The sequence below is a fragment of the Pseudomonas sp. NPDC089407 genome, assembly GCF_044900445.1.
Lineage (GTDB): Bacteria > Pseudomonadota > Gammaproteobacteria > Pseudomonadales > Pseudomonadaceae > Aquipseudomonas.
Map to the genome: position 1 here is coordinate 55,494 of NZ_JBJDNB010000029.1, position 18,444 is coordinate 73,937.

The 18,444-nt window shown below is 64.6% G+C and carries 14 protein-coding genes and 1 pseudogene; 12 read left to right on the forward strand and 3 right to left on the reverse strand.

Annotated features, from left to right (window positions below):
• Positions 1 to 28: 28 nt before the first annotated feature.
• Positions 29 to 2,476, reverse strand: a complete 2,448-nt coding sequence (locus ACI2KG_RS21020; RefSeq protein WP_404663146.1) for an acyl-CoA dehydrogenase — start codon at positions 2,474 to 2,476, stop codon at positions 29 to 31.
• 283 nt (positions 2,477 to 2,759) lie between these two features.
• On the opposite strand from ACI2KG_RS21020, the gene ACI2KG_RS21025 reads away from it, so the two are divergent.
• The 3 genes from ACI2KG_RS21025 to ACI2KG_RS21035 all read left to right on the forward strand — a co-directional run bounded on the left by ACI2KG_RS21025 (position 2,760) and on the right by ACI2KG_RS21035 (position 5,237).
• A complete protein-coding gene (locus ACI2KG_RS21025) occupies positions 2,760 to 3,383 on the forward strand; it encodes a glutathione S-transferase (protein ID WP_404663147.1) in 624 nt (207 codons plus the stop codon).
• A 145-nt stretch (positions 3,384 to 3,528) separates the two neighbouring features.
• A complete protein-coding gene (locus tag ACI2KG_RS21030; RefSeq protein ID WP_404663148.1) occupies positions 3,529 to 4,461 on the forward strand; it encodes an ABC transporter ATP-binding protein in 933 nt (310 codons plus the stop codon).
• Complete coding sequence (locus ACI2KG_RS21035) at positions 4,458 to 5,237, forward strand: ABC transporter permease (RefSeq protein ID WP_201206088.1); 780 nt, start codon at positions 4,458 to 4,460, stop codon at positions 5,235 to 5,237. Before ACI2KG_RS21030 ends, ACI2KG_RS21035 begins: the two co-directional genes overlap by 4 nt.
• Before the next feature lie 9 nt (positions 5,238 to 5,246).
• Here ACI2KG_RS21035 and ACI2KG_RS21040 read toward each other — a convergent pair.
• Positions 5,247 to 5,753 (reverse strand): annotated as a pseudogene (locus ACI2KG_RS21040) (DUF2062 domain-containing protein); the annotation flags it as partial.
• A 142-nt stretch (positions 5,754 to 5,895) separates the two neighbouring features.
• Between ACI2KG_RS21040 and ACI2KG_RS21045 the strand changes: the two are divergent.
• The 8 genes from ACI2KG_RS21045 to murB all read left to right on the forward strand — a co-directional run bounded on the left by ACI2KG_RS21045 (position 5,896) and on the right by murB (position 13,166).
• On the forward strand, positions 5,896 to 8,103 hold the full coding sequence (locus ACI2KG_RS21045) for a DNA internalization-related competence protein ComEC/Rec2 (RefSeq protein WP_404663149.1): 2,208 nt from the start codon (positions 5,896 to 5,898) through the stop codon (positions 8,101 to 8,103).
• A gap of 524 nt (positions 8,104 to 8,627) precedes the next feature.
• Positions 8,628 to 9,263 (forward strand): MotA/TolQ/ExbB proton channel family protein, encoded by a 636-nt coding sequence (locus ACI2KG_RS21050; RefSeq protein WP_404663150.1) that lies wholly within the window; start codon positions 8,628 to 8,630, stop codon positions 9,261 to 9,263.
• On the forward strand, positions 9,260 to 9,694 hold the full coding sequence (locus ACI2KG_RS21055; protein ID WP_012271149.1) for a biopolymer transporter ExbD: 435 nt from the start codon (positions 9,260 to 9,262) through the stop codon (positions 9,692 to 9,694). Before ACI2KG_RS21050 ends, ACI2KG_RS21055 begins: the two co-directional genes overlap by 4 nt.
• Complete coding sequence (gene lpxK / locus ACI2KG_RS21060; RefSeq protein ID WP_404663151.1) at positions 9,694 to 10,695, forward strand: tetraacyldisaccharide 4'-kinase; 1,002 nt, start codon at positions 9,694 to 9,696, stop codon at positions 10,693 to 10,695. Before ACI2KG_RS21055 ends, lpxK begins: the two co-directional genes overlap by 1 nt.
• Positions 10,696 to 10,739: 44 nt before the next feature.
• On the forward strand, positions 10,740 to 10,925 hold the full coding sequence (locus ACI2KG_RS21065) for a Trm112 family protein (protein WP_003247142.1): 186 nt from the start codon (positions 10,740 to 10,742) through the stop codon (positions 10,923 to 10,925).
• Complete coding sequence (kdsB, locus tag ACI2KG_RS21070) at positions 10,922 to 11,686, forward strand: 3-deoxy-manno-octulosonate cytidylyltransferase (protein ID WP_400620853.1); 765 nt, start codon at positions 10,922 to 10,924, stop codon at positions 11,684 to 11,686. The genes ACI2KG_RS21065 and kdsB overlap by 4 nt, the downstream gene beginning before the upstream one ends.
• On the forward strand, positions 11,686 to 12,150 hold the full coding sequence (locus tag ACI2KG_RS21075; protein WP_400620850.1) for a low molecular weight protein-tyrosine-phosphatase: 465 nt from the start codon (positions 11,686 to 11,688) through the stop codon (positions 12,148 to 12,150). The genes kdsB and ACI2KG_RS21075 overlap by 1 nt, the downstream gene beginning before the upstream one ends.
• The gene (gene murB, locus ACI2KG_RS21080) at positions 12,147 to 13,166 is read left to right on the forward strand and encodes a UDP-N-acetylmuramate dehydrogenase (RefSeq protein ID WP_404663152.1); all 1,020 of its coding nucleotides are present in this window, start codon (positions 12,147 to 12,149) and stop codon (positions 13,164 to 13,166) included. The genes ACI2KG_RS21075 and murB overlap by 4 nt, the downstream gene beginning before the upstream one ends.
• Before the next feature lie 213 nt (positions 13,167 to 13,379).
• Here murB and rne read toward each other — a convergent pair whose 3' ends face one another.
• A complete protein-coding gene (gene rne, locus ACI2KG_RS21085; protein WP_404663153.1) occupies positions 13,380 to 16,682 on the reverse strand; it encodes a ribonuclease E in 3,303 nt (1,100 codons plus the stop codon).
• An 805-nt stretch (positions 16,683 to 17,487) separates the two neighbouring features.
• Here rne and rluC point away from each other — a divergent pair.
• Positions 17,488 to 18,444, forward strand: a complete 957-nt coding sequence (gene rluC / locus ACI2KG_RS21090; RefSeq protein WP_404663154.1) for a 23S rRNA pseudouridine(955/2504/2580) synthase RluC — start codon at positions 17,488 to 17,490, stop codon at positions 18,442 to 18,444.

Consider the following 18,444-nt stretch of genomic DNA (forward strand, 5'->3'; position numbering starts at 1 on the left):
GATTGGGCCGCAAAGCGGCCCCCTTGGTTTAGCGCACTTTGCCCTGTTCAGGCAGCAACTGCGCCTTGTCGAAGGCATCCACATCGATCACTGCCCGACGTGCCTGTTCCGCCGCCTGCAGCCGTTGCCCTTCGCCGGGTTGCAATACGCCACGCTCGACAGCCGCATCGATCACCGACTGCCCGGGTCTCGGCCGCACCTTGTCCTCCTTCAGTGCCAGATGAAGCGCTTGGTGCAGCGGCACAGCCTCGTCCAGCAAGTCGCTGGCCCGTTGCAACGCCGCCACCGGGTCGCCGTCGGCCTGCGGCCGGTAGCACCCGGCAAGCAGCTCTTCCAGTGCCGGGTCACCCTTGCTGCGGCCGATCAATGCCGCCACCTCGGCATCCAGTTCATCGCTCGGCCCGGTATGGCGACGGCCGAAGGGGAACACCAGTACGCGCAGGGCACAGCCGACAAACCGGTTGGGGAAGTTGTCCAGCAGCCGGTCCAGGGCCTTTTCCGCCTGGCCCAGGCTTTCTTCCATGGCCCAGCGCAGCAAGGGTTGCATGTGCTCCGGCGAGCCGAGGTCGTGGTAGCGCTTGAGCGCAGCGCTGGACAGGTACAGGTAGCTGAGCACATCGCCCAGCCGGGCACTCAGGCGCTCGCGGCGCTTGAGGGCACCGCCCAGCAACATCATCGACAGGTCTGCCAGCAAGGCGAAAGCTGCCGCCTGGCGGTTGAGGGCGCGGAAGTAGCCTTGGCTCAAGGTATCGCCGGGCACGGCCTCCAGGCGCCCAAGCCCGAGGTTGAGCACCAGCGTGCTGGCCGCGTTGCCGGCGGCAAACAGGATGTGCTTCATCAGCAGGTCGTCGAATTCCTTTAGCGCCTGGTCGTGGTCCTCGCGGCCGGCCAGGGCCATTTCCCTGAGCACGAACGGGTGGCAGCGAATGGCGCCCTGGCCGAAGATCATCAGGTTGCGCGAGAGGATATTGGCGCCCTCGACCGTAATGAATATCGGCGCCCCCTGCCAATTGCGGCCCAAGTAGTTGTTCGGGCCCATGATGATGCCCTTGCCGCCGTGCACGTCCATGGCGTGCTGGATGCATTCACGGCCGCGCTCGGTAAGGTGGTACTTGAGGATCGCCGACAGCACCGAGGGTTTCTCGCCAAGGTCCACGGCCTTGGCAGTCAGCAAGCGTGCGCTGTCCATCAGCCAGGCGTTGCCGCCGATGCGTGCCAACGATTCCTGGATACCTTCGAAAGCCGCCAGCGGCACGTTGAACTGCTCACGGATGTTGGCGTACTGGCCGGTGACCAGGCTGGTGTACTTGGCGGCACCGGTACCCACGGCGGGCAGGGAGATGGAGCGACCCACCGACAGGCAGTTCATCAGCATCATCCAGCCCTTGCCGAGCATGGCCTGGCCGCCAATGAGGAAGCTCAGCGGCACGAATACGTCCTTGCCGCTGTTAGGGCCGTTCATGAAGGCAGCGCCCAGCGGCAGGTGGCGTTTGCCGATGTCCACGCCAGGGGTGTCGATGGGGATCAGCGCCAGGCTGATGCCCAACTCTTCCTGCTCGCCCAGCAGGTGGTCCGGGTCGTAGGCCTTGAACGCCAGGCCCAGCAGGGTCGCGACCGGGCCCAGGGTGATGTAGCGTTTTTCCCAGTTAAGGCGCAGGCCGATAACTTCTTCGCCTTGCCATTGGCCCTTGCACACCACACCAGTGTCGGGCATGGCGCCGGCATCGGAGCCGGCCAGCGGGCCGGTCAGGGCGAAGCAGGGAATTTCCTGGCCACGGGCCAGGCGTGGCAGGTAGTGGTTGCGTTGTTCGTCGGTGCCGTAATGCAGCAGCAGTTCGGCCGGGCCGAGGGAGTTGGGCACCATCACCGTGGAGGCCAGGTCGCCGCTGCGGGTGGCCAGCTTCATCGCTACCTGGGAGTGGGCGTAGGCGGAGAAGCCCTTGCCGCCGTATTCCTTGGGGATGATCAGGGCGAAGAAGCCATTCTGCTTGATGTGTGCCCAGGCGTCGGGCGGCAGGTCCATGTCCTGGCCAATCTGCCAGTCGCTGACCATGGCGCAGAGTTGTTCGGTGGGGCCGTCGATGAAAGCCTGCTCTTCTTCGGTCAGCTTCGGCGCCGGGTAGGCGAGCAGGGTACGCCAGTCGGGGCGGCCGCTGAACAGTTCGCCGTCCCACCAGACGGTGCCGGCGTCAATGGCTTCCCGCTCGGTCTGGGACATGGGCGGCAAGGTGCGCTGGAACCATTTGAACACCGGGCCGGTGAACACCTTGCGGCGCCAGTCGGGCAGCGCCACCAGAGCGACTTTCAGTGCCAGTACCAGCCAGATCAGCGTCAGCAGCCAGCCGGGGGCACTGCTGAAAATGCCCATCAGCAGCACGTAGGCGGCCATGATGCCGAGAATCTGCAAGGGCGCCAGGCGCCGGTGCGTGAGGTACGCAGCGCCGATCACCAACACTACCAACCACAACAGCAACATAATCGGTCCTCCTTGGAACCAGGGGGGCTTAAGCCGTCCCAGACAGCTTAGACGCAACGCTGTGAACGGCAGGGTCAGAACAGTGACAGGGTGTGGCGGTGGGAGTTTCAGTGTTGTGTTCGCCTGTACCGGCCTATTCGCGGGTTAACCCGCTCCTACAACCGATATGCGACTCCTTGTAGGAGCGGGTTCATCGAGGCGTCGAACCGCCGCGAATAGGCCGGTACAGCCGACAAAACTCTGGAGTAGACTGTCACACCTCCGCATTCATAAGGACGTTGCCATGCTGAAGATCTGGGGCCGCAAGAATTCAAGCAATGTACGCAAGGCGCTATGGATCGCCCACGAACTGGGCCTGGACTTCGAGTCGGTCGATGCCGGCGGCGCCTTCGGCGTGGTCAACGAGCCGCACTACCGCGCCCGCAACCCCAACGGCCTGGTGCCGATGCTGGAAGACGGCGACCTGACCCTGTGGGAGTCCAACACCATCGTCCGCTACCTGTGCGCCGAATATGGCACAGAGCAGGGTTGGTACCTGGAAGACCCGCGCCAGCGCGCCTTGGCCGACAAGTGGATGGACTGGACTACCTCATCCTTCGCCACACCGTTCCGCCCATTGTTCTGGGGCCTGCTGCGCACCCCGGAAGACCAGCGCGACTGGGTGGCGATCAACGCCGCGCACAAGCAGTGCGCGCAGCTGCTGGCCATCGCCGACGAAACCCTGGCCAAACAGCCGTACCTGTCCGGTGACCAGATCGGCATGGGCGACATCCCACTGGGCAGCTTCGTCTATGCCTGGTTCGAAATGCCCATCGAACGCCCGGCCATGCACCACCTGGAGGCCTGGTACCAACGCCTGAAGGCGCGGCCGGCCTACCAGGCTGCGGTGATGACGGCGCTGACCTGATCGAACACCACGGCTGTTTCGATAGTCACTATCAATACACATGACTGTACTTGTGCGGCCAGGCCTTGCACCATTGGCCGCACTCACTGCGCCAGTGACGTTATCTGGCGTGTCCTGCACCTTATTCTTCGGTAAGTGACCCGCTATGAGTTCTGCCCTGTCCATCCGACAGCTGACCAAAACCTACGGCAACGGCTTCCAGGCCCTGAAGGGCATCGATCTGGACGTTGCCGAAGGCGACTTCTTCGCTTTGCTCGGCCCCAACGGCGCCGGCAAATCCACCACCATCGGCATCCTTTCCACCCTGGTGAACAAGACCAGCGGCACGGTCAACGTATTTGGCCACGACCTGGACCGCGAGCCCTCGGCGCTCAAGCGTTGCCTGGGCGTGGTGCCGCAGGAGTTCAACTTCAACCAGTTCGAGAAGTGCTTCGACATTGTCGTGACCCAGGCCGGCTACTACGGTATCCCGCCCAAGGTGGCCAAGGCGCGTGCCGAGCAGTACCTGACCCAACTGGGCCTGTGGGACAAGCGTGACGTGCCCTCGCGTTCGTTGTCGGGCGGCATGAAGCGGCGGCTGATGATTGCCCGCGCGCTGATCCACGAGCCACGCCTGCTGATCCTCGACGAGCCCACTGCCGGCGTGGACATCGAGTTGCGCCGTTCGATGTGGAGCTTCCTCACCGAGCTGAACCAGAAAGGCATCACCATCATCCTCACCACCCACTACCTGGAAGAGGCTGAGCAGCTGTGCCGTAATATCGGCATCATCGACCACGGCACCATCGTCGAGAACACCAGCATGCGCCAGTTGCTGGGCAAGCTGCATGTTGAAACCTTCGTCCTCGACATCAAGCAGGACCTGGCTACAGCACCCGTGTTGCAGGGTTACCCGTGCCGGCTGCTGACCCCGCACAGCCTGGAAGTGCAGGTGGAAAAGGACATCGGCATCACGGCGCTGTTCGGCCAGTTGGCGCTGCAGAACATCGAAGTGCAAAGCCTGCGCAACAAGACCAACCGACTCGAGGAGTTGTTCGTGTCCCTGGTGGAAAAAAACCTGTCGAAGGTGGCCGTATGAGTGTGGAATTGCGCACCAACTGGGTCGCCCTGAACACCATCGTCTACCGTGAAGTGCGGCGCTTTTTGCGCATCTGGCCGCAGACCCTGCTGCCGCCGGCAATCACCATGGTCCTGTACTTCGTCATCTTCGGTAACCTGATCGGCCGGCAGATCGGCGACATGGGCGGCTTCACCTACATGCAGTACATCGTGCCGGGGCTGATCATGATGTCGGTGATCACCAACTCCTACGGCAACGTGGTCTCGAGCTTCTTCGGCAGCAAGTTCCAGCGTTCGATCGAAGAGCTGATGGTATCGCCGGTATCGCCGCACACCATCCTCGTCGGCTATGTGCTGGGCGGCGTGCTGCGCGGTTTGGCGGTGGGGGTCATCGTAACCATCCTGTCGATGTTTTTCACCGACCTGCAGGTGCATCACCTGGGCGTGACCGTGATCGTGGTGCTGCTGACTGCGACCATCTTCTCGCTGCTGGGCTTTGTCAACGCGGTGTTTGCGCGCAACTTCGACGATATTTCGATCATCCCGACCTTCGTGCTGACGCCACTGACCTACCTGGGCGGGGTGTTCTACTCGATCAACCTGCTGCCACCGTTCTGGCAGACCGTGTCGCTGGCCAACCCGGTGCTGCACATGGTCAACTCGTTCCGCTACGGCATTCTAGGGGTGTCGGATATCAGCATTGGTACGGCGATCACCTTCATGCTGGTGGCCACTGCGGTGCTCTACACCCTGTGTGTTCGCCTGCTGGTCAGCGGCCGCGGCATGCGCGCCTGAGGCCTTGCACCGGCATTGGCGGCGACGCCATTGCCGGCCCACCCACCAGCGCCAGTACAGCATGGTGGCGAAGTAGCCCACGATGCCCAGCACCACGCCGCACACCACCGAGCCGAGCAGGAAGGGCTGCCACAGCGTCGCCAACTGGCCGGTGATCCATTCGAAGGTCAGTTCGTCGGGGAGGGTGCGTGGCGGTACCTGCATCAGCCAGGCGCCGGTCATATAGGTGACGAAGAACACCGGCGGCATGGTCAGCGGGTTGGTCAACCACACCAGGCTGACCGCGATCGGCAGGTTACCGCGCAGCGGAATGGCCAGCGCGGCAGCCAGCAGCATCTGCGCCGGCATCGGGATCAGCGCCGCGAACAGGCCCACGCCCATGGCCCGCGCCACCGAATGGCGATTCAGGTGCCAGAGGTTCGGGTCGTGCAGCAACTTGCCGAAAAAGCGTAAGGACTTGTGTTCCCGAATGCTGGTCGGGTCCGGCATGTAGCGTTTGAACAGGCGGCGCGGCATGTGGGCTCCCGGAGCGTTGATCCGGGCAGTATGCCCTTATTCCCGTTCAGCCTCGTTTAGAGTTTGTGACAATTGTTGAGCAAACCTTGCCGGCAATTGGGCTATGCCTCAGGGGGTGATCCGCCTTCTGGAGCTCTACCTCATGCGCACAGGGATGTTTGCGCTCGCGCTCGGGCTGCTTTGCCTGGGCTTTCTCCCCGCCTTTCCATCGGTCGGATGGTTGCTGGCGTTGGCCATTGTTGCTGTCGCTGGCCTGTTCACCCGCGCGTGGTCGCTGGGCTGCTTGCTGCTGGGCCTGTGTTGGGCCTGTTGGTCGGCGCAGCAGGCGCTGGATGATCGCCTGGCCGCCAAGCTGGATGGCCGAACCTTGTGGTTGGAGGGCCGGGTGGTCGGCTTGCCGGCGCGCACGGCGCACGGTGTGCGTTTTGAACTGGAAGGCGCCCGCTCGCGGCGGGCTGAGCTGCCGCAACGCCTGCAACTGAGCTGGTTCGACGGGCCGCCGGTGCAGGCGGGCGAGCAGTGGCAGTTGGCGGTGACCTTGCAGCGCCCGGCCGGGCTGCTCAACCCTCATGGGCCTGACCGGGAAGCGCAACTGCTGGCGCGTCGGGTGGGCGCCACCGGCACGGTCAAGGCCGGGCACCTGCTGGCGCCCGTTGTCGGCGGCTGGCGCGACACGCTACGCCAGCGCCTGTTGGCCGTCGACGCCAATGGGCGGCAAGCGGCGCTGGTGGCACTGGTGCTTGGTGACGGAGCGGGCCTGGCCCGGGAGGACTGGCAGGCATTGCAGGCCACCGGCACTGTGCATTTGCTGGTGATTTCTGGCCAGCACATCGGTCTGCTGGCCGGTTTGCTGTATGGGCTGGTCGCCGGTTTGGCGCGCTGGGGGTTGTGGCCGGCCCGGCTACCGTGGTTGCCCTGTGCCTGCGCCCTGGCCATGGCTGCCGCACTGGCCTACGGTTGGCTGGCCGGTGCCGGCGTGCCGGTACAACGCGCCTGCCTGATGCTGGCCGTGGTCTTGCTCTGGCGCCTGCGCTTTCGCCACCATGGGGCTCTTCTGCCGTTGCTGCTGGCGCTGGTTGCCGTCTTGCTGGTCGAGCCGCTGGCGGCACTGCTACCCGGCTTCTGGTTGTCGTTTGGTGCCGTCGCCACGCTTATCTATTGCTTCAGTGCCCGCCTGGGCGGCTGGCGGCCCTGGCAGGCCTGGACGCGGGCGCAGTGGGTGATCGCCATCGGGTTGTTGCCGGTGCTGCTGGCCGTGGGTCTGCCCGTGAGCCTGAGTGCGCCGCTGGCCAACCTGGTGGCGGTGCCGTGGATCAGCCTGGCGGTATTGCCGGTGGCGTTGCTGGGCACGTTGCTGCTGCCGCTGGCCGGGGTAGGGGAAGCGCTTTTGTGGCTGGCGGGTGGCTTGCTGGATGTGCTGTTTCGCGGGCTGGCACTGGTGGCGCAGCAACGGCCAGCGTGGGTGCCACCCGCGTTGCCACTGTGGGCCTGGATGCTGGTCTGCCTGGGGGCCTTGCTGGTGTTGCTGCCCCGTGGCGTGCCGCTGCGCGGCTTGGGTGGGGTGATGTTGCTGGCGTTGTGGGTGCCGCGGGAGCCGGTGCCTTTCGGGCAGGTCGAGGTCTGGCAGCTGGACGTTGGCCAGGGCTTGGCGGTGCTGTTGCGTACCCGCCATCACAACCTGCTGTACGACGCAGGGCCGGCCAGGGGCGAAAGTGACCTGGGGGAGCGGGTGGTGCTGCCGACCTTGCGCAAGCTGGGTGTAGGGAGCCTGGATTTGATGTTGATCAGCCATGCCCATGCTGACCATGCGGGTGGTGCTGCGGCTGTCTTGCGTGGCCTGCCGGTCGAGCGGGTCATCGGTGGGGAAGCGCTGGACGATGTGCAGTTGCAGCCTTGTGCCAGCGGCGAGCAATGGGACTGGGATGGCGTGCGTTTTTCGTTGTGGCGCTGGGCGGGCGGGCAGAGCAGCAATGACCGTTCTTGTGTGTTGCTGGTCGACGCACAGGGCGAGCGGTTGCTGTTGGCGGGGGATATAGAGGCCGGGGCCGAACGGGCCTGGCTGGCGGCTAACGATTCTCCGCGCATTGACTGGTTGCAGTCGCCGCACCACGGCAGCCGCAGTTCTTCTAGCGAAGCCTTTATCCGTGCCACGGCGCCGCGTGGGGTGCTGATTTCGCGGGGGCGCAACAACAGCTTCGGGCACCCGCATGGGCAGGTGGTCGAACGTTATCGGCGGCATGGGGTGGTGATGCATGACACGGCGGTGGACGGGGCTTTGCGGGTGGTGTTGGGTGGGGGAGGAGAGGTTGAGGGTATGCGGGGGCAGCGGCGGTTCTGGCGGGGGCGGTGAGGTGGTGGGGCTTGAAGGTGTTTGCCTTTGCATTTTCATTGGCAGCAGGTGTTTGGCTTTACATTTTCAGCGCCTGTGAGATCGAGCGCCGCCCGCGCGGCGCTTCGCGGGGCAAGCCCGCTCCCACAGTTTGTTTCGGGCCAATCTCTCCTGTGCAATTACCGGTGCCCGCCTTGGTGCATGACTGGAGATCAGTGGAATACAGTTGCGCTCACCTCGATATCGAAGGGAACAAACAAGGCGAACAGTGGAGGCCTCACAGGAAAGATTGGCCCGAAACAAACTGTGGGAGCGGGCTTGCCCCGCGAAGCGCCGCGCGGGCGGCGCTCGATCTCACAGGCGCTGAAAAAACCAAGGCATGCACCTGCCAGCCTTGATGCCTACTGAGAGCATGCAACTATAGGACCTGATACCAATCCAACCCATGCCCGCCTACCCACCCCACCAATTCCCTGACCTCCGGCAGATGAGCCCCCCGCGCGCCTATGGTAGAGTGGCGGCCTTTTTCCGAAGGGGCGTTTACTGTGTGGGAATTGGTCAAGTCCGGTGGTTGGATGATGCTGCCGATCATTCTGAGTTCCATCGCTGCCATGGCTATCGTCGTCGAGCGCCTGTGGACCCTGCGCGCCAGCCGCGTCACCCCGCCGCACCTGCTGGGCCAGGTATGGGTATGGATCAAGGACAAGCAACTCACCAGTGACAAGCTCAAGGCGCTGCGTGCCGATTCGCCACTGGGCGAAATCCTTGCCGCAGGCCTGGCCAACTCGCGCCATGGCCGCGAAATCATGAAAGAGTGCATCGAGGAAGCCGCCTCGCGCGTCATCCACGAAATGGAGCGCTACATCAGTACCCTCGGCACCATTGCCGCCATGGCCCCGCTGCTGGGCCTGCTGGGTACCGTGCTGGGCATGATCGACATTTTCAGCGCTTTCATGGGCTCGCAGATGACCACCAATGCCGCTGTCCTGGCCGGTGGTATCTCCAAGGCGCTGGTCACCACGGCGGCCGGCCTCATGGTCGGTATCCCGGCGGTGTTCTTCCACCGCTTCCTGCTGCGCCGCATTGATGAGCTGGTGGTGGGCATGGAGCAGGAGGCAATCAAGCTGGTGGAAGTGCTGCAGGGCGACCGCGAAGTGGAAGTGGCCGGAGGCAAGGCGTGAAGTTCCGGCGCAATCGCCAGCGGGAGAATGTCGACATCAACCTGGCGTCGCTGATCGACGTGGTGTTCGTCCTGCTGCTGTTCTTCGTGGTCACCACCACCTTCACCCGCGAGACCCAGCTGCGCGTCGAGCTGCCTGAGGCAGCCAGTGCCGAGCAGGCGCCGGCCGACCAGGGCAAGTTGGTGGAAATCACCATCAGCGCCGAAGGCGTGTATTCGGTGAACAACCACCTGCTGCCCAAGAGCGACCTGGCCACCCTGAGCGAGGCCATCGAACGTGAGTCGGGCGGCGACAACAAGCTGCCGCTGGCCATCAGCGCCGACGGCAAGACCCCGCACCAGGCTGTGGTCACTGCAATGGATGCCGCCGGCAAGCTCGGTTTCAGCCAGTTGCGCATGACCACCGTCGAGGCGGCCCAGGGTACGCCTTGATGGCCTTCGCCGACCGCCTGCTTGCCGCCTGGTACACCGGGCACCCGGCGCTGGCGTTGCTGCGCCCGCTGGGGGCGCTGTACCGCCGTGTGGTCACGCGCAAGCGCGCGCGTTTTCTCAGCGGTGAAAGCGCCAGCTACCGGGCCCCGGTGCCGGTCATCGTGGTGGGTAACATCACCGTCGGTGGTACCGGCAAGACACCGATGATTCTCTGGCTGATCGAGCACTGCCGCCAGCAGGGGCTGAAGGTGGGCGTGGTCAGCCGTGGTTACGGTGCCAAGCCACCACAGTTGCCCTGGCGCGTGCGCGCCGACCAGCCCGCCGGGCAAGCCGGTGACGAACCGCTGCTGATCGTACAGCGCACCGGCGTGCCGCTGATGATCGACCCCGACCGCGCCCGTGCGGTGCAGGCGCTGCTGGCCAGCGAAACGCTCGACCTGATCCTGTGTGACGACGGCATGCAGCACTACCGCCTGGCCCGTGACCTGGAGCTGGTACTGATCGACGCCGCCCGTGGCCTTGGCAACGGCCGTTGCCTGCCGGCCGGCCCCCTGCGCGAACCTGCCGAGCGCCTGCAGGGCGCCGACGCGGTGCTGTTCAATGGCGCCAGCGCAGATCGCGCCGACGGTTTTGGCTTTTGCCTGCAGCCATCGGCCTTGGTCAACCTGCGCAGTGGTGAACGCCGCCCGCTGGACCATTTCCCCGCAGGCCAGCGCCTGCACGCGGTGGCCGGTATCGGTAACCCGCAACGTTTCTTCAATACCCTGCTGGGGCTAAACTGGCAGCCGCTGCCGCACCCGTTTGCCGACCATGCGCAATTCAGCGCCCGGAGCCTGGCCTTCAACCCGCCGTTGCCGCTGGTCATGACCGAGAAGGACGCGGTGAAATGCCGGCCCTTCGCCGCTGATGACTGGTGGTACCTGGCTGTCGAAGCGCAGCCCACGCCGGCGTTCAGCGCCTGGTTCGACAGCCAGTTGCAGCGCCTGCTGCGCAAGCCCTGAGCCTGTTTTCAATTTCCGGCCACCTGGCCTAAAGGACGCTTTCAATGGACACCAAACTGCTCGATATCCTGGCCTGCCCGATTACCAAGGGCCCGCTCAAGCTCAGTGCCGACAAGACCGAGCTGATCAGCAAGGGCGCTGGCCTGGCTTACCCGATTCGCGACGGTATCCCGGTCATGCTGGAAAGCGAAGCACGCACCCTGACCGACGACGAGCGCCTGGACAAATGAGCCTGAACTACACCGTGGTGATCCCCGCCCGCTTGCGCTCCACGCGTTTGCCAGGCAAGCCGCTGCTGGCAATCGCCGGCAAGCCGATGGTGCAGCATGTGTGGGAGCAGGCGCGCAAAAGCGCTGCTGGTCGCGTGGTCATTGCCACCGACGATGCCAGCATCTTCGAGGCGTGCCAGGCGTTTGGCGCCGAAGTGCTGATGACCCGTGTCGACCATGAATCGGGCACGGACCGCCTGGCCGAAGTGGCTGCGCAACTGGGCCTGGCTGCCGATGCCATCGTGGTCAACGTGCAAGGCGACGAGCCGCTGATTCCACCGGTGATCATTGACCAGGTGGCCGCCAACCTGGCAGCCCACCCGGAAGCGGGCATCGCCACCTTGGCCGAACTCATCCATGAGCCGGAAACCGTGTTCAACCCCAACGCGGTCAAGGTTGTCAGCGACAAGAACGGCCTGGCCCTGACCTTCAGCCGTGCGCCGCTGCCGTGGGCGCGCGATACCTTCGCCAATGGCCGTGACCAGCTGCCGCAAGGTGTGCCTTACCGCCGTCACATCGGCATGTACGCCTATCGCGTCGGTTTCTTGCATGACTTCGTCAGCTGGGGCCCATGCTGGCTCGAGCAGGCCGAAGCCCTGGAGCAGCTGCGTGCCTTGTGGCACGGCGTGCGCATTCACGTCGAGGACGCCATCGAGGCGCCTGCCGTGGGTGTGGATACCCCAGAAGACCTGGAGCGCGTGCGGCGCTTGCTGGAGGCCTGATGCGCGTCCTGTTCGTGTGCCTGGGCAACATCTGCCGTTCGCCCACTGCCGAAGGTGTGCTGCGCCAGCAATTGCAGGCGGCCGGGCTTGCCGGCCAGGTGCGCGTGGCCTCGGCCGGTACCGGCGACTGGCACGTTGGCAAGGCGCCCGACAGCCGTACCTGCAAGGCGGCGCTGGCGCGTGGCTATGACCTGTCGCAGCAACGTGCCCAGCAGGTCACGGCGGCGCACTTTGCCGAGTACGACCTGGTCCTGGCCATGGACGAAAACAACCTGCGCGATCTGCGAGCCCTGCGCCCGCACACCGCCGTGGGCGAGCTCGACCTGTTCCTGCGTCGCTACGGTGCAGCGCTGGATGAAGTGCCCGACCCGTACTATGGCGGGGCCGACGGCTTCGAGCAGGTACTCGACCTGGTCGAGGCGGCTTGCCAGGCGCTGGTACTGGAAATCAAGGGGCGGTTATGACAGGGCAGTGGCAGGAGCAGGTATCGCTCAAGCCTTACAACACCTTCGGCATCGACGTGAAGGCGCGCTATTTCAGCCAGGCGCAGGATGACCAGCAAGTGCGTCAGGCGTTGGGCCAGGCGCAACAACAGGGCTTGCCGGTGCTGGTGATCGGTGGCGGCAGCAACCTGCTGCTGACCCGCGACATCGAGGCCCTGGTGCTGCACATGGCCAGCCGTGGCCGGCGCGTGCTCAGTGACGATGGCGAACATGTGGTGGTCGAGGCCGAGGCCGGTGAGCCGTGGCACCCGTTCGTGCAGTGGACGCTGGCGCAGGGCTATTGCGGGCTGGAGAACCTCAGCCTGATCCCCGGTACCGTGGGTGCTGCGCCGATGCAGAACGTGGGTGCCTATGGGGTGGAGATCAAGGACGTGTTTGCCGGCTTGACTGCCCTGGACCGCGAGACCGGTGAGCTGCGTGACTTCGGCTTGGCGGAATGCGCTTTTGGTTACCGTGACAGCCTTTTCAAGCGTAATCCCGGCCGTTGGTTGATTCTGCGTGTGCGTTTTGCCTTGAGTCGCACCTTGCAGGCGCACCTGGACTATGGCCCCGTGCGTCAGCGGTTGGCGGAGCACGGCGTAACCGCGCCGACTGCGCAGGCGATCAGTGATGCAATTTGCAGCATTCGCCGCGAAAAGTTGCCAGACCCGGCTGAGCTGGGCAATGCCGGGAGTTTCTTCAAGAACCCGGTGGTTTCGGCTGAGTCGGTCGAGCGGATTCGGGCGCAGCATCCGGGTGTGGTGGCTTATCCCCAGGCGGATGGCCAGGTGAAGCTGGCGGCGGGCTGGTTGATCGAGCAGGCTGGCTGGAAGGGTTATCGCGACGCTGATGCCGGGGTGCATCGCTTGCAGTCGCTGGTGCTGGTCAACTACGGCCAGGCGAGCGGGGCGCAGATGCATGCGTTGGCGCGGCGGATCCAGGCCGATATCCGCGAGCGGTTCGGGGTTACGCTGGAAATGGAGCCGAACCTGTACTGATGTGTTGCCTGTACCGGCCCTTTCGCGGCTAAAGCCGCTCCTACATGTACCGCGCAGGTTTCGGTTTTGCGCAGTACATGTAGGAGCGGCTTTAGCCGCGAACACCGGCGCAGCCGGTGCCAGCCACCGTGATGCGCTCCCACTGTTGAGCACCACTCAAGAAAAAGCCCCGCCAGTTCGCACTGGCGGGGCTTTTTCATTCAGCCTTGGCTATCAACCGTGATGAGGCTTGTGCTCATCGGCGGCTTCCAGGGCTGGCTCCTCGGTGGCGGCAGCTGCTTCCTGCGCGGCTTTGGCTGCAGCTTCGGCTTCACGCTTGCGGCGGCGCACTTCACGCGGGTCGTTCGGCGCGCGGCCGTTGGACAGCATGACCGTAGCAGGCTCTGCCACGGCAGGGGCTTCGACCGGCGCAGGCTCGACAACCACGGGTGCAGGCTCGGCCACTGCTTCTGGCTGGGCTTCGACAACCGGGGCAGGCTGCTCGGCAACCGGGGCGACTTCGATCACGGCCGGGGCCTGTTCGATTTCACCGGCTTCGATTGCCGGGGCTTCTACCGGGGCTTCAACAGCTACGGTTTCGGTAACCACGGCCGGCTCGACAGCAGGCGCGTCTTCGACAACCGGCTGAGGCGCAACTTCGACCACGGGCTCGACAGTTGCCTCGACCACAGCTACTGGCTCGCTGAACGGCTGTTCGACCACGGGGGCCACGGCCACTTCTTCAGCTTTGGCTACCGCTTCAGCCTGCTCGGCCTTTTCAGCCTGCTCGACCGGCTTGGCGACTTCGCTGTTGTCGGTTTCGGCAACGGCAGCAACTTCAGCCGTGGCGCGCTCGGCCTGCTGGTTGGCCTGGGCTTCGGCGTCGCTGCTGATGTTGCTGGTAGCAACAGCGGCAGTCACGGCCAGGCCCGCAGCCAGTTCGGCACCCAGCTCGGTGGCCTGGTGCTGTTGTGGCTGCTCTTCGCTGCCTTCTTCTTCGCCGTCGATCAGCTCGCCATTGGCGTTGCGCTGGCGCTCACGACGGTTGCTGCGGCGACGCTGGCCACGCGAACGGCGGCGCGGACGTTCGCCATCAGCGCCTTCCTGCTCGTCCTGCAGCAGCTCTTCGTTCGGCAGTTGCTCTTCGGCCAGCTCGGCAGCCTGTTCGGCCGCTTCTTCAGCAGCGCGTGGCTGACGCTCTTCGCGTGGTGGGCGTGGGGCACGTTCTTCGCGTGGAGCACGCTCTTCACGAGGGGCGCGTTCTTCGCGTGGCGCACGCTCTTCACGAGGGGCACGTTCTTCGCGTGGCGCACGTTCTTCACGAGGGGCACGTTCTTCGCGTGGAGCACGTTCTTCGCGAGGGGCGCGTTCTTCACGTGGGGCACGTTCCTCACGGGCTACGCGCTCTTCACGTGGCTGGCGCTCTTCGCGTTCGGCTGGCGGGGTGGCGTCCAGCGGCTCACGCAGTTCACGCACGCGCTCTTCGCCACGGTTACCACGGCGGTCTTCGCGAGGCTGGCGTGGGGCGCGCTCTTCGCGTGGGGCGCGTTCTTCACGCGGTGCACGCTCTTCGCGTGGGGCGCGTTCTTCACGTGGCGCACGCTCTTCACGCGGAGCGCGTTCCTCGCGTGGCTGACGTTCCTCACGTGGTGCGCGCTCGCCACGCTCTTCACGCGGCTTGCGCTCTTCGTCGCGGCGGCCGTTGCGGTTGCGGCTCTGCTGGCGGCCGTTACGGCGCTCTTCGTTGCGCGGGCTGCGCTCGGCGGCCGGTTTTTCAGCGGCGGCGACCACCGGTGCAGCGGCAGGCTCGTCCTTGCCGGCGAACAGGCTGACCAGCGACTTCACCAGGCCCTTGAACAGGCTTGGCTCCGGGGCGCTTGGGGCAGGGGCGACCGGCGCGGCAGGCTGCGGCTCTTCAGCGGCGGCCGGTACCGGTGCATTGGCGCGGGCCGGGGCGGTTTTCACCGCGGCTTCCTGGCGTACCAAGGTGCGGGTGGCAGTCGGTTGCGGCGCTTCTTCGGTTTCGCTGGCGGCGATTTCGTAGCTGGACTGGTTGTTCAGCACTTCCGGGTTGTCGTCGCGCAGGCGCTGGACTTCGAAGTGCGGGGTTTCCAGGTGGTCGTTCGGCAGGATGATGATGCGCGCACGGGTACGCAGTTCGATCTTGGTGATCGAGTTGCGCTTCTCGTTGAGCAGGAACGCGGCCACCGGGATCGGCACCTGGGCACGTACTTCGGCAGTGCGGTCCTTCAGGGCTTCTTCTTCGATCAGGCGCAGAATGGCCAGCGACAGCGACTCGACGTCACGGATGATGCCGGTGCCGGAGCAGCGTGGGCAGACGATGCCGCTGCTTTCGCCCAGCGACGGGCGCAGGCGCTGGCGGGACATTTCCAGCAGGCCGAAGCGCGAGATGCGGCCCACTTGCACGCGGGCGCGGTCGGCTTCCAGGCATTCACGCACGCGTTCTTCCACGGCGCGCTGGTTCTTTGCCGGGGTCATGTCGATGAAGTCGATGACGATCAGGCCGCCGATGTCACGCAGGCGCAGCTGGCGGGCGATTTCTTCGGCCGCTTCCAGGTTGGTCTGCAAGGCGGTTTCTTCGATGTCGCTGCCTTTGGTGGCACGCGCCGAGTTGATGTCGATAGACACCAGGGCTTCGGTCGGGTCGATCACGATCGAGCCGCCGGACGGCAGGTCGACCACGCGCTGGAAGGCGGTCTCGATCTGGCTTTCGATCTGGAAGCGGTTGAACAGCGGCACGCTGTCTTCGTACAGCTTGACCTTGCTGGCGTACTGCGGCATCACCTGGCGGATGAAGGTAAGGGCTTCTTCCTGGGCGTCAATGCTGTCGATCAGCACTTCGCCGATGTCCTGGCGCAGGTAGTCGCGGATGGCGCGGATGATGACGTTGCTTTCCTGGTAGATCAGGAATGGCGCAACGCGGTCCTGGGACGCTTCCTTGATGGCGGCCCACAGTTGCAGCAGGTAGTCGAGGTCCCACTGCATTTCTTCGCTGCTGCGGCCTAGGCCGGCAGTGCGCACGATCAGGCCCATGTCGCCCGGTACGGTCAGGCCGTTCAGGGCTTCGCGCAGTTCGTTGCGCTCTTCGCCTTCGATGCGGCGCGAGATGCCACCGGCACGCGGGTTGTTGGGCATCAGCACCAGGTAGCGGCCGGCCAGGCTGATGAAGGTGGTGAGGGCGGCGCCTTTGTTGCCGCGCTCTTCCTTCTCGACCTGGACGATGACTTCCTGGCCTTCGCTGAGTACTTCCTTGATGTTGACCCGGCCTTCCGGGGCCTTCTTGAAGTATTCGCGGGAGATTTCTTTCAGCGGCAGAAAGCCGTGACGTTCGGAACCGAAGTCGACGAAGGCGGCTTCGAGGCTGGGTTCGATGCGGGTGATCTTGCCTTTGTAGATGTTGGCCTTTTTCTGCTCGCGCGCGCCAGACTCGATGTCCAGGTCGTAGAGACGTTGGCCGTCCACCAGGGCTACACGCAACTCTTCGGGTTGAGTTGCGTTAATCAGCATTCTTTTCATGTTGTACCGTCGGTTTCCGGGCTGCCGGAAACGGCGTTCGGCACACACGACGTCTCATGGTCGGTGCCAAGGTGCGCAAAGGGTGGCCGGGCCACCCCCGTGTCGAGCAACGTTCGGCACCAGCCGGTTGCCCAGCCTGCCGTTGTCGCGACGACGCGTCCTGTTTGCTGCGGTGCCAACAAGGCCCCGGTGGCTTCGAATGGGTATCCGAATCAACCAAGCGGGCCTTGTGCACTCAGTCAGGAGGAGGAATCAACCGTCAGCCGTGGACGCCCGGGGGCATCTGTTCAGGACCTTATCCGCTCGCCGGCCATTGTACTGGGCCGGTGGCCGGACGCGGTGCTACACGGTCCGAGGGCTGTGCATCTCCACCCTGCACGTATCCCTGATAATTCGGGTGCTGCCGCGCGCTGAATCCGCAACGGGTTGCATTTTTCGCCAGCTTCAAAAGTGGGAAGCTGACGCCATTACATGTCCAAGGCAGGTATTTCCGAAGCATTCGCCGTGCGTTGCGTGGAAGCGACGGGGCGGGCAGAGGTACAGCGAAAAGAAGTGGGATAAGCAGGTGAAACACCGCACTTGTCGTTTTTTTTCGGCCTTCTCTACACAGCGCTGGTGGCGATTCCAGGCAATTCGGTAAACTGGCGAAAACCCCGTAGGACGGCCTCGCGTCCTGGAGAATTGCGAAGGTCAGGAACCGGCCAAGGGCCTGGTTTCGCTGGCCTGCCGCTTTTGGCGGCGTTCGCGACTATAGCAGCAATGATTAAGTGCTTCAATTCCATAAAAAATTGTTATGATTCCCGCCATGACGACCAATACCCCTCCGACTTCCGGCGTTCAGCTGATCGAAGTCGCGCCGGAGCTTGCCGGCCAACGCATCGACAATTTCCTCATCACGGCGCTCAAGGGCGTGCCCAAGACCCTGGTTTACCGCATCCTGCGCAAGGGTGAAGTACGGGTAAACAAAGGCCGCGTGAAGCCGGAGTACAAGATCCAGGCGGGCGACATCGTGCGGGTGCCGCCTGTCCGCCTGCCGGAGCGCGACGAGCCGGCGCCGGTGGCGCAGGGCCTGTTGCAGCGCCTGGAAGCGGCCATTGTCTATGAAGACAAGGCGCTGATCGTGATGAACAAGCCGTCCGGCATCGCCGTGCATGGTGGCAGTGGCCTGAGCTTCGGCGTGATCGAAGCGCTGCGCCAGCTGCGCCCGGATGCCAAGGAACTGGAACTGGTGCACCGCCTGGACCGCGACACCTCCGGCCTGCTGATGATCGCCAAGAAGCGCAGCATGTTGCGCCACCTGCACGCTGCCTTGCGCGGCGACGGTGTCGACAAGCGCTACATGGCGCTGGTGCGCGGCCACTGGCCGACCGCCAAGAAGCAGGTCAACGCGCCGTTGCTCAAAAGCAACCTGCGTTCCGGCGAGCGCATGGTCGAAGTGAATGACGAGGGCAAGGAGGCGCTGACCCTGTTCCGCGTGCTGCGCCGCTTCGGCGACTTCGCCACCATTGTCGAGGCGCGCCCGATCACTGGCCGTACTCACCAGATTCGCGTGCATACCCTGCATGCGGGGCACATGATCGCGGGTGACAGCAAGTACGGCGACGAAGATTTCAGCCGTGAAATTCGCGAGCTGGGCGGCAAGCGCCTGTTCCTGCATGCCTATGCGCTGACGGTGCCGCTGCCCGACGGTGGCGAGCTGAAGCTTGAAGCGCCTGTGGACGAGGTGTGGGCCAAGACTGTAGAACGTTTAAGTGCGCCGTGA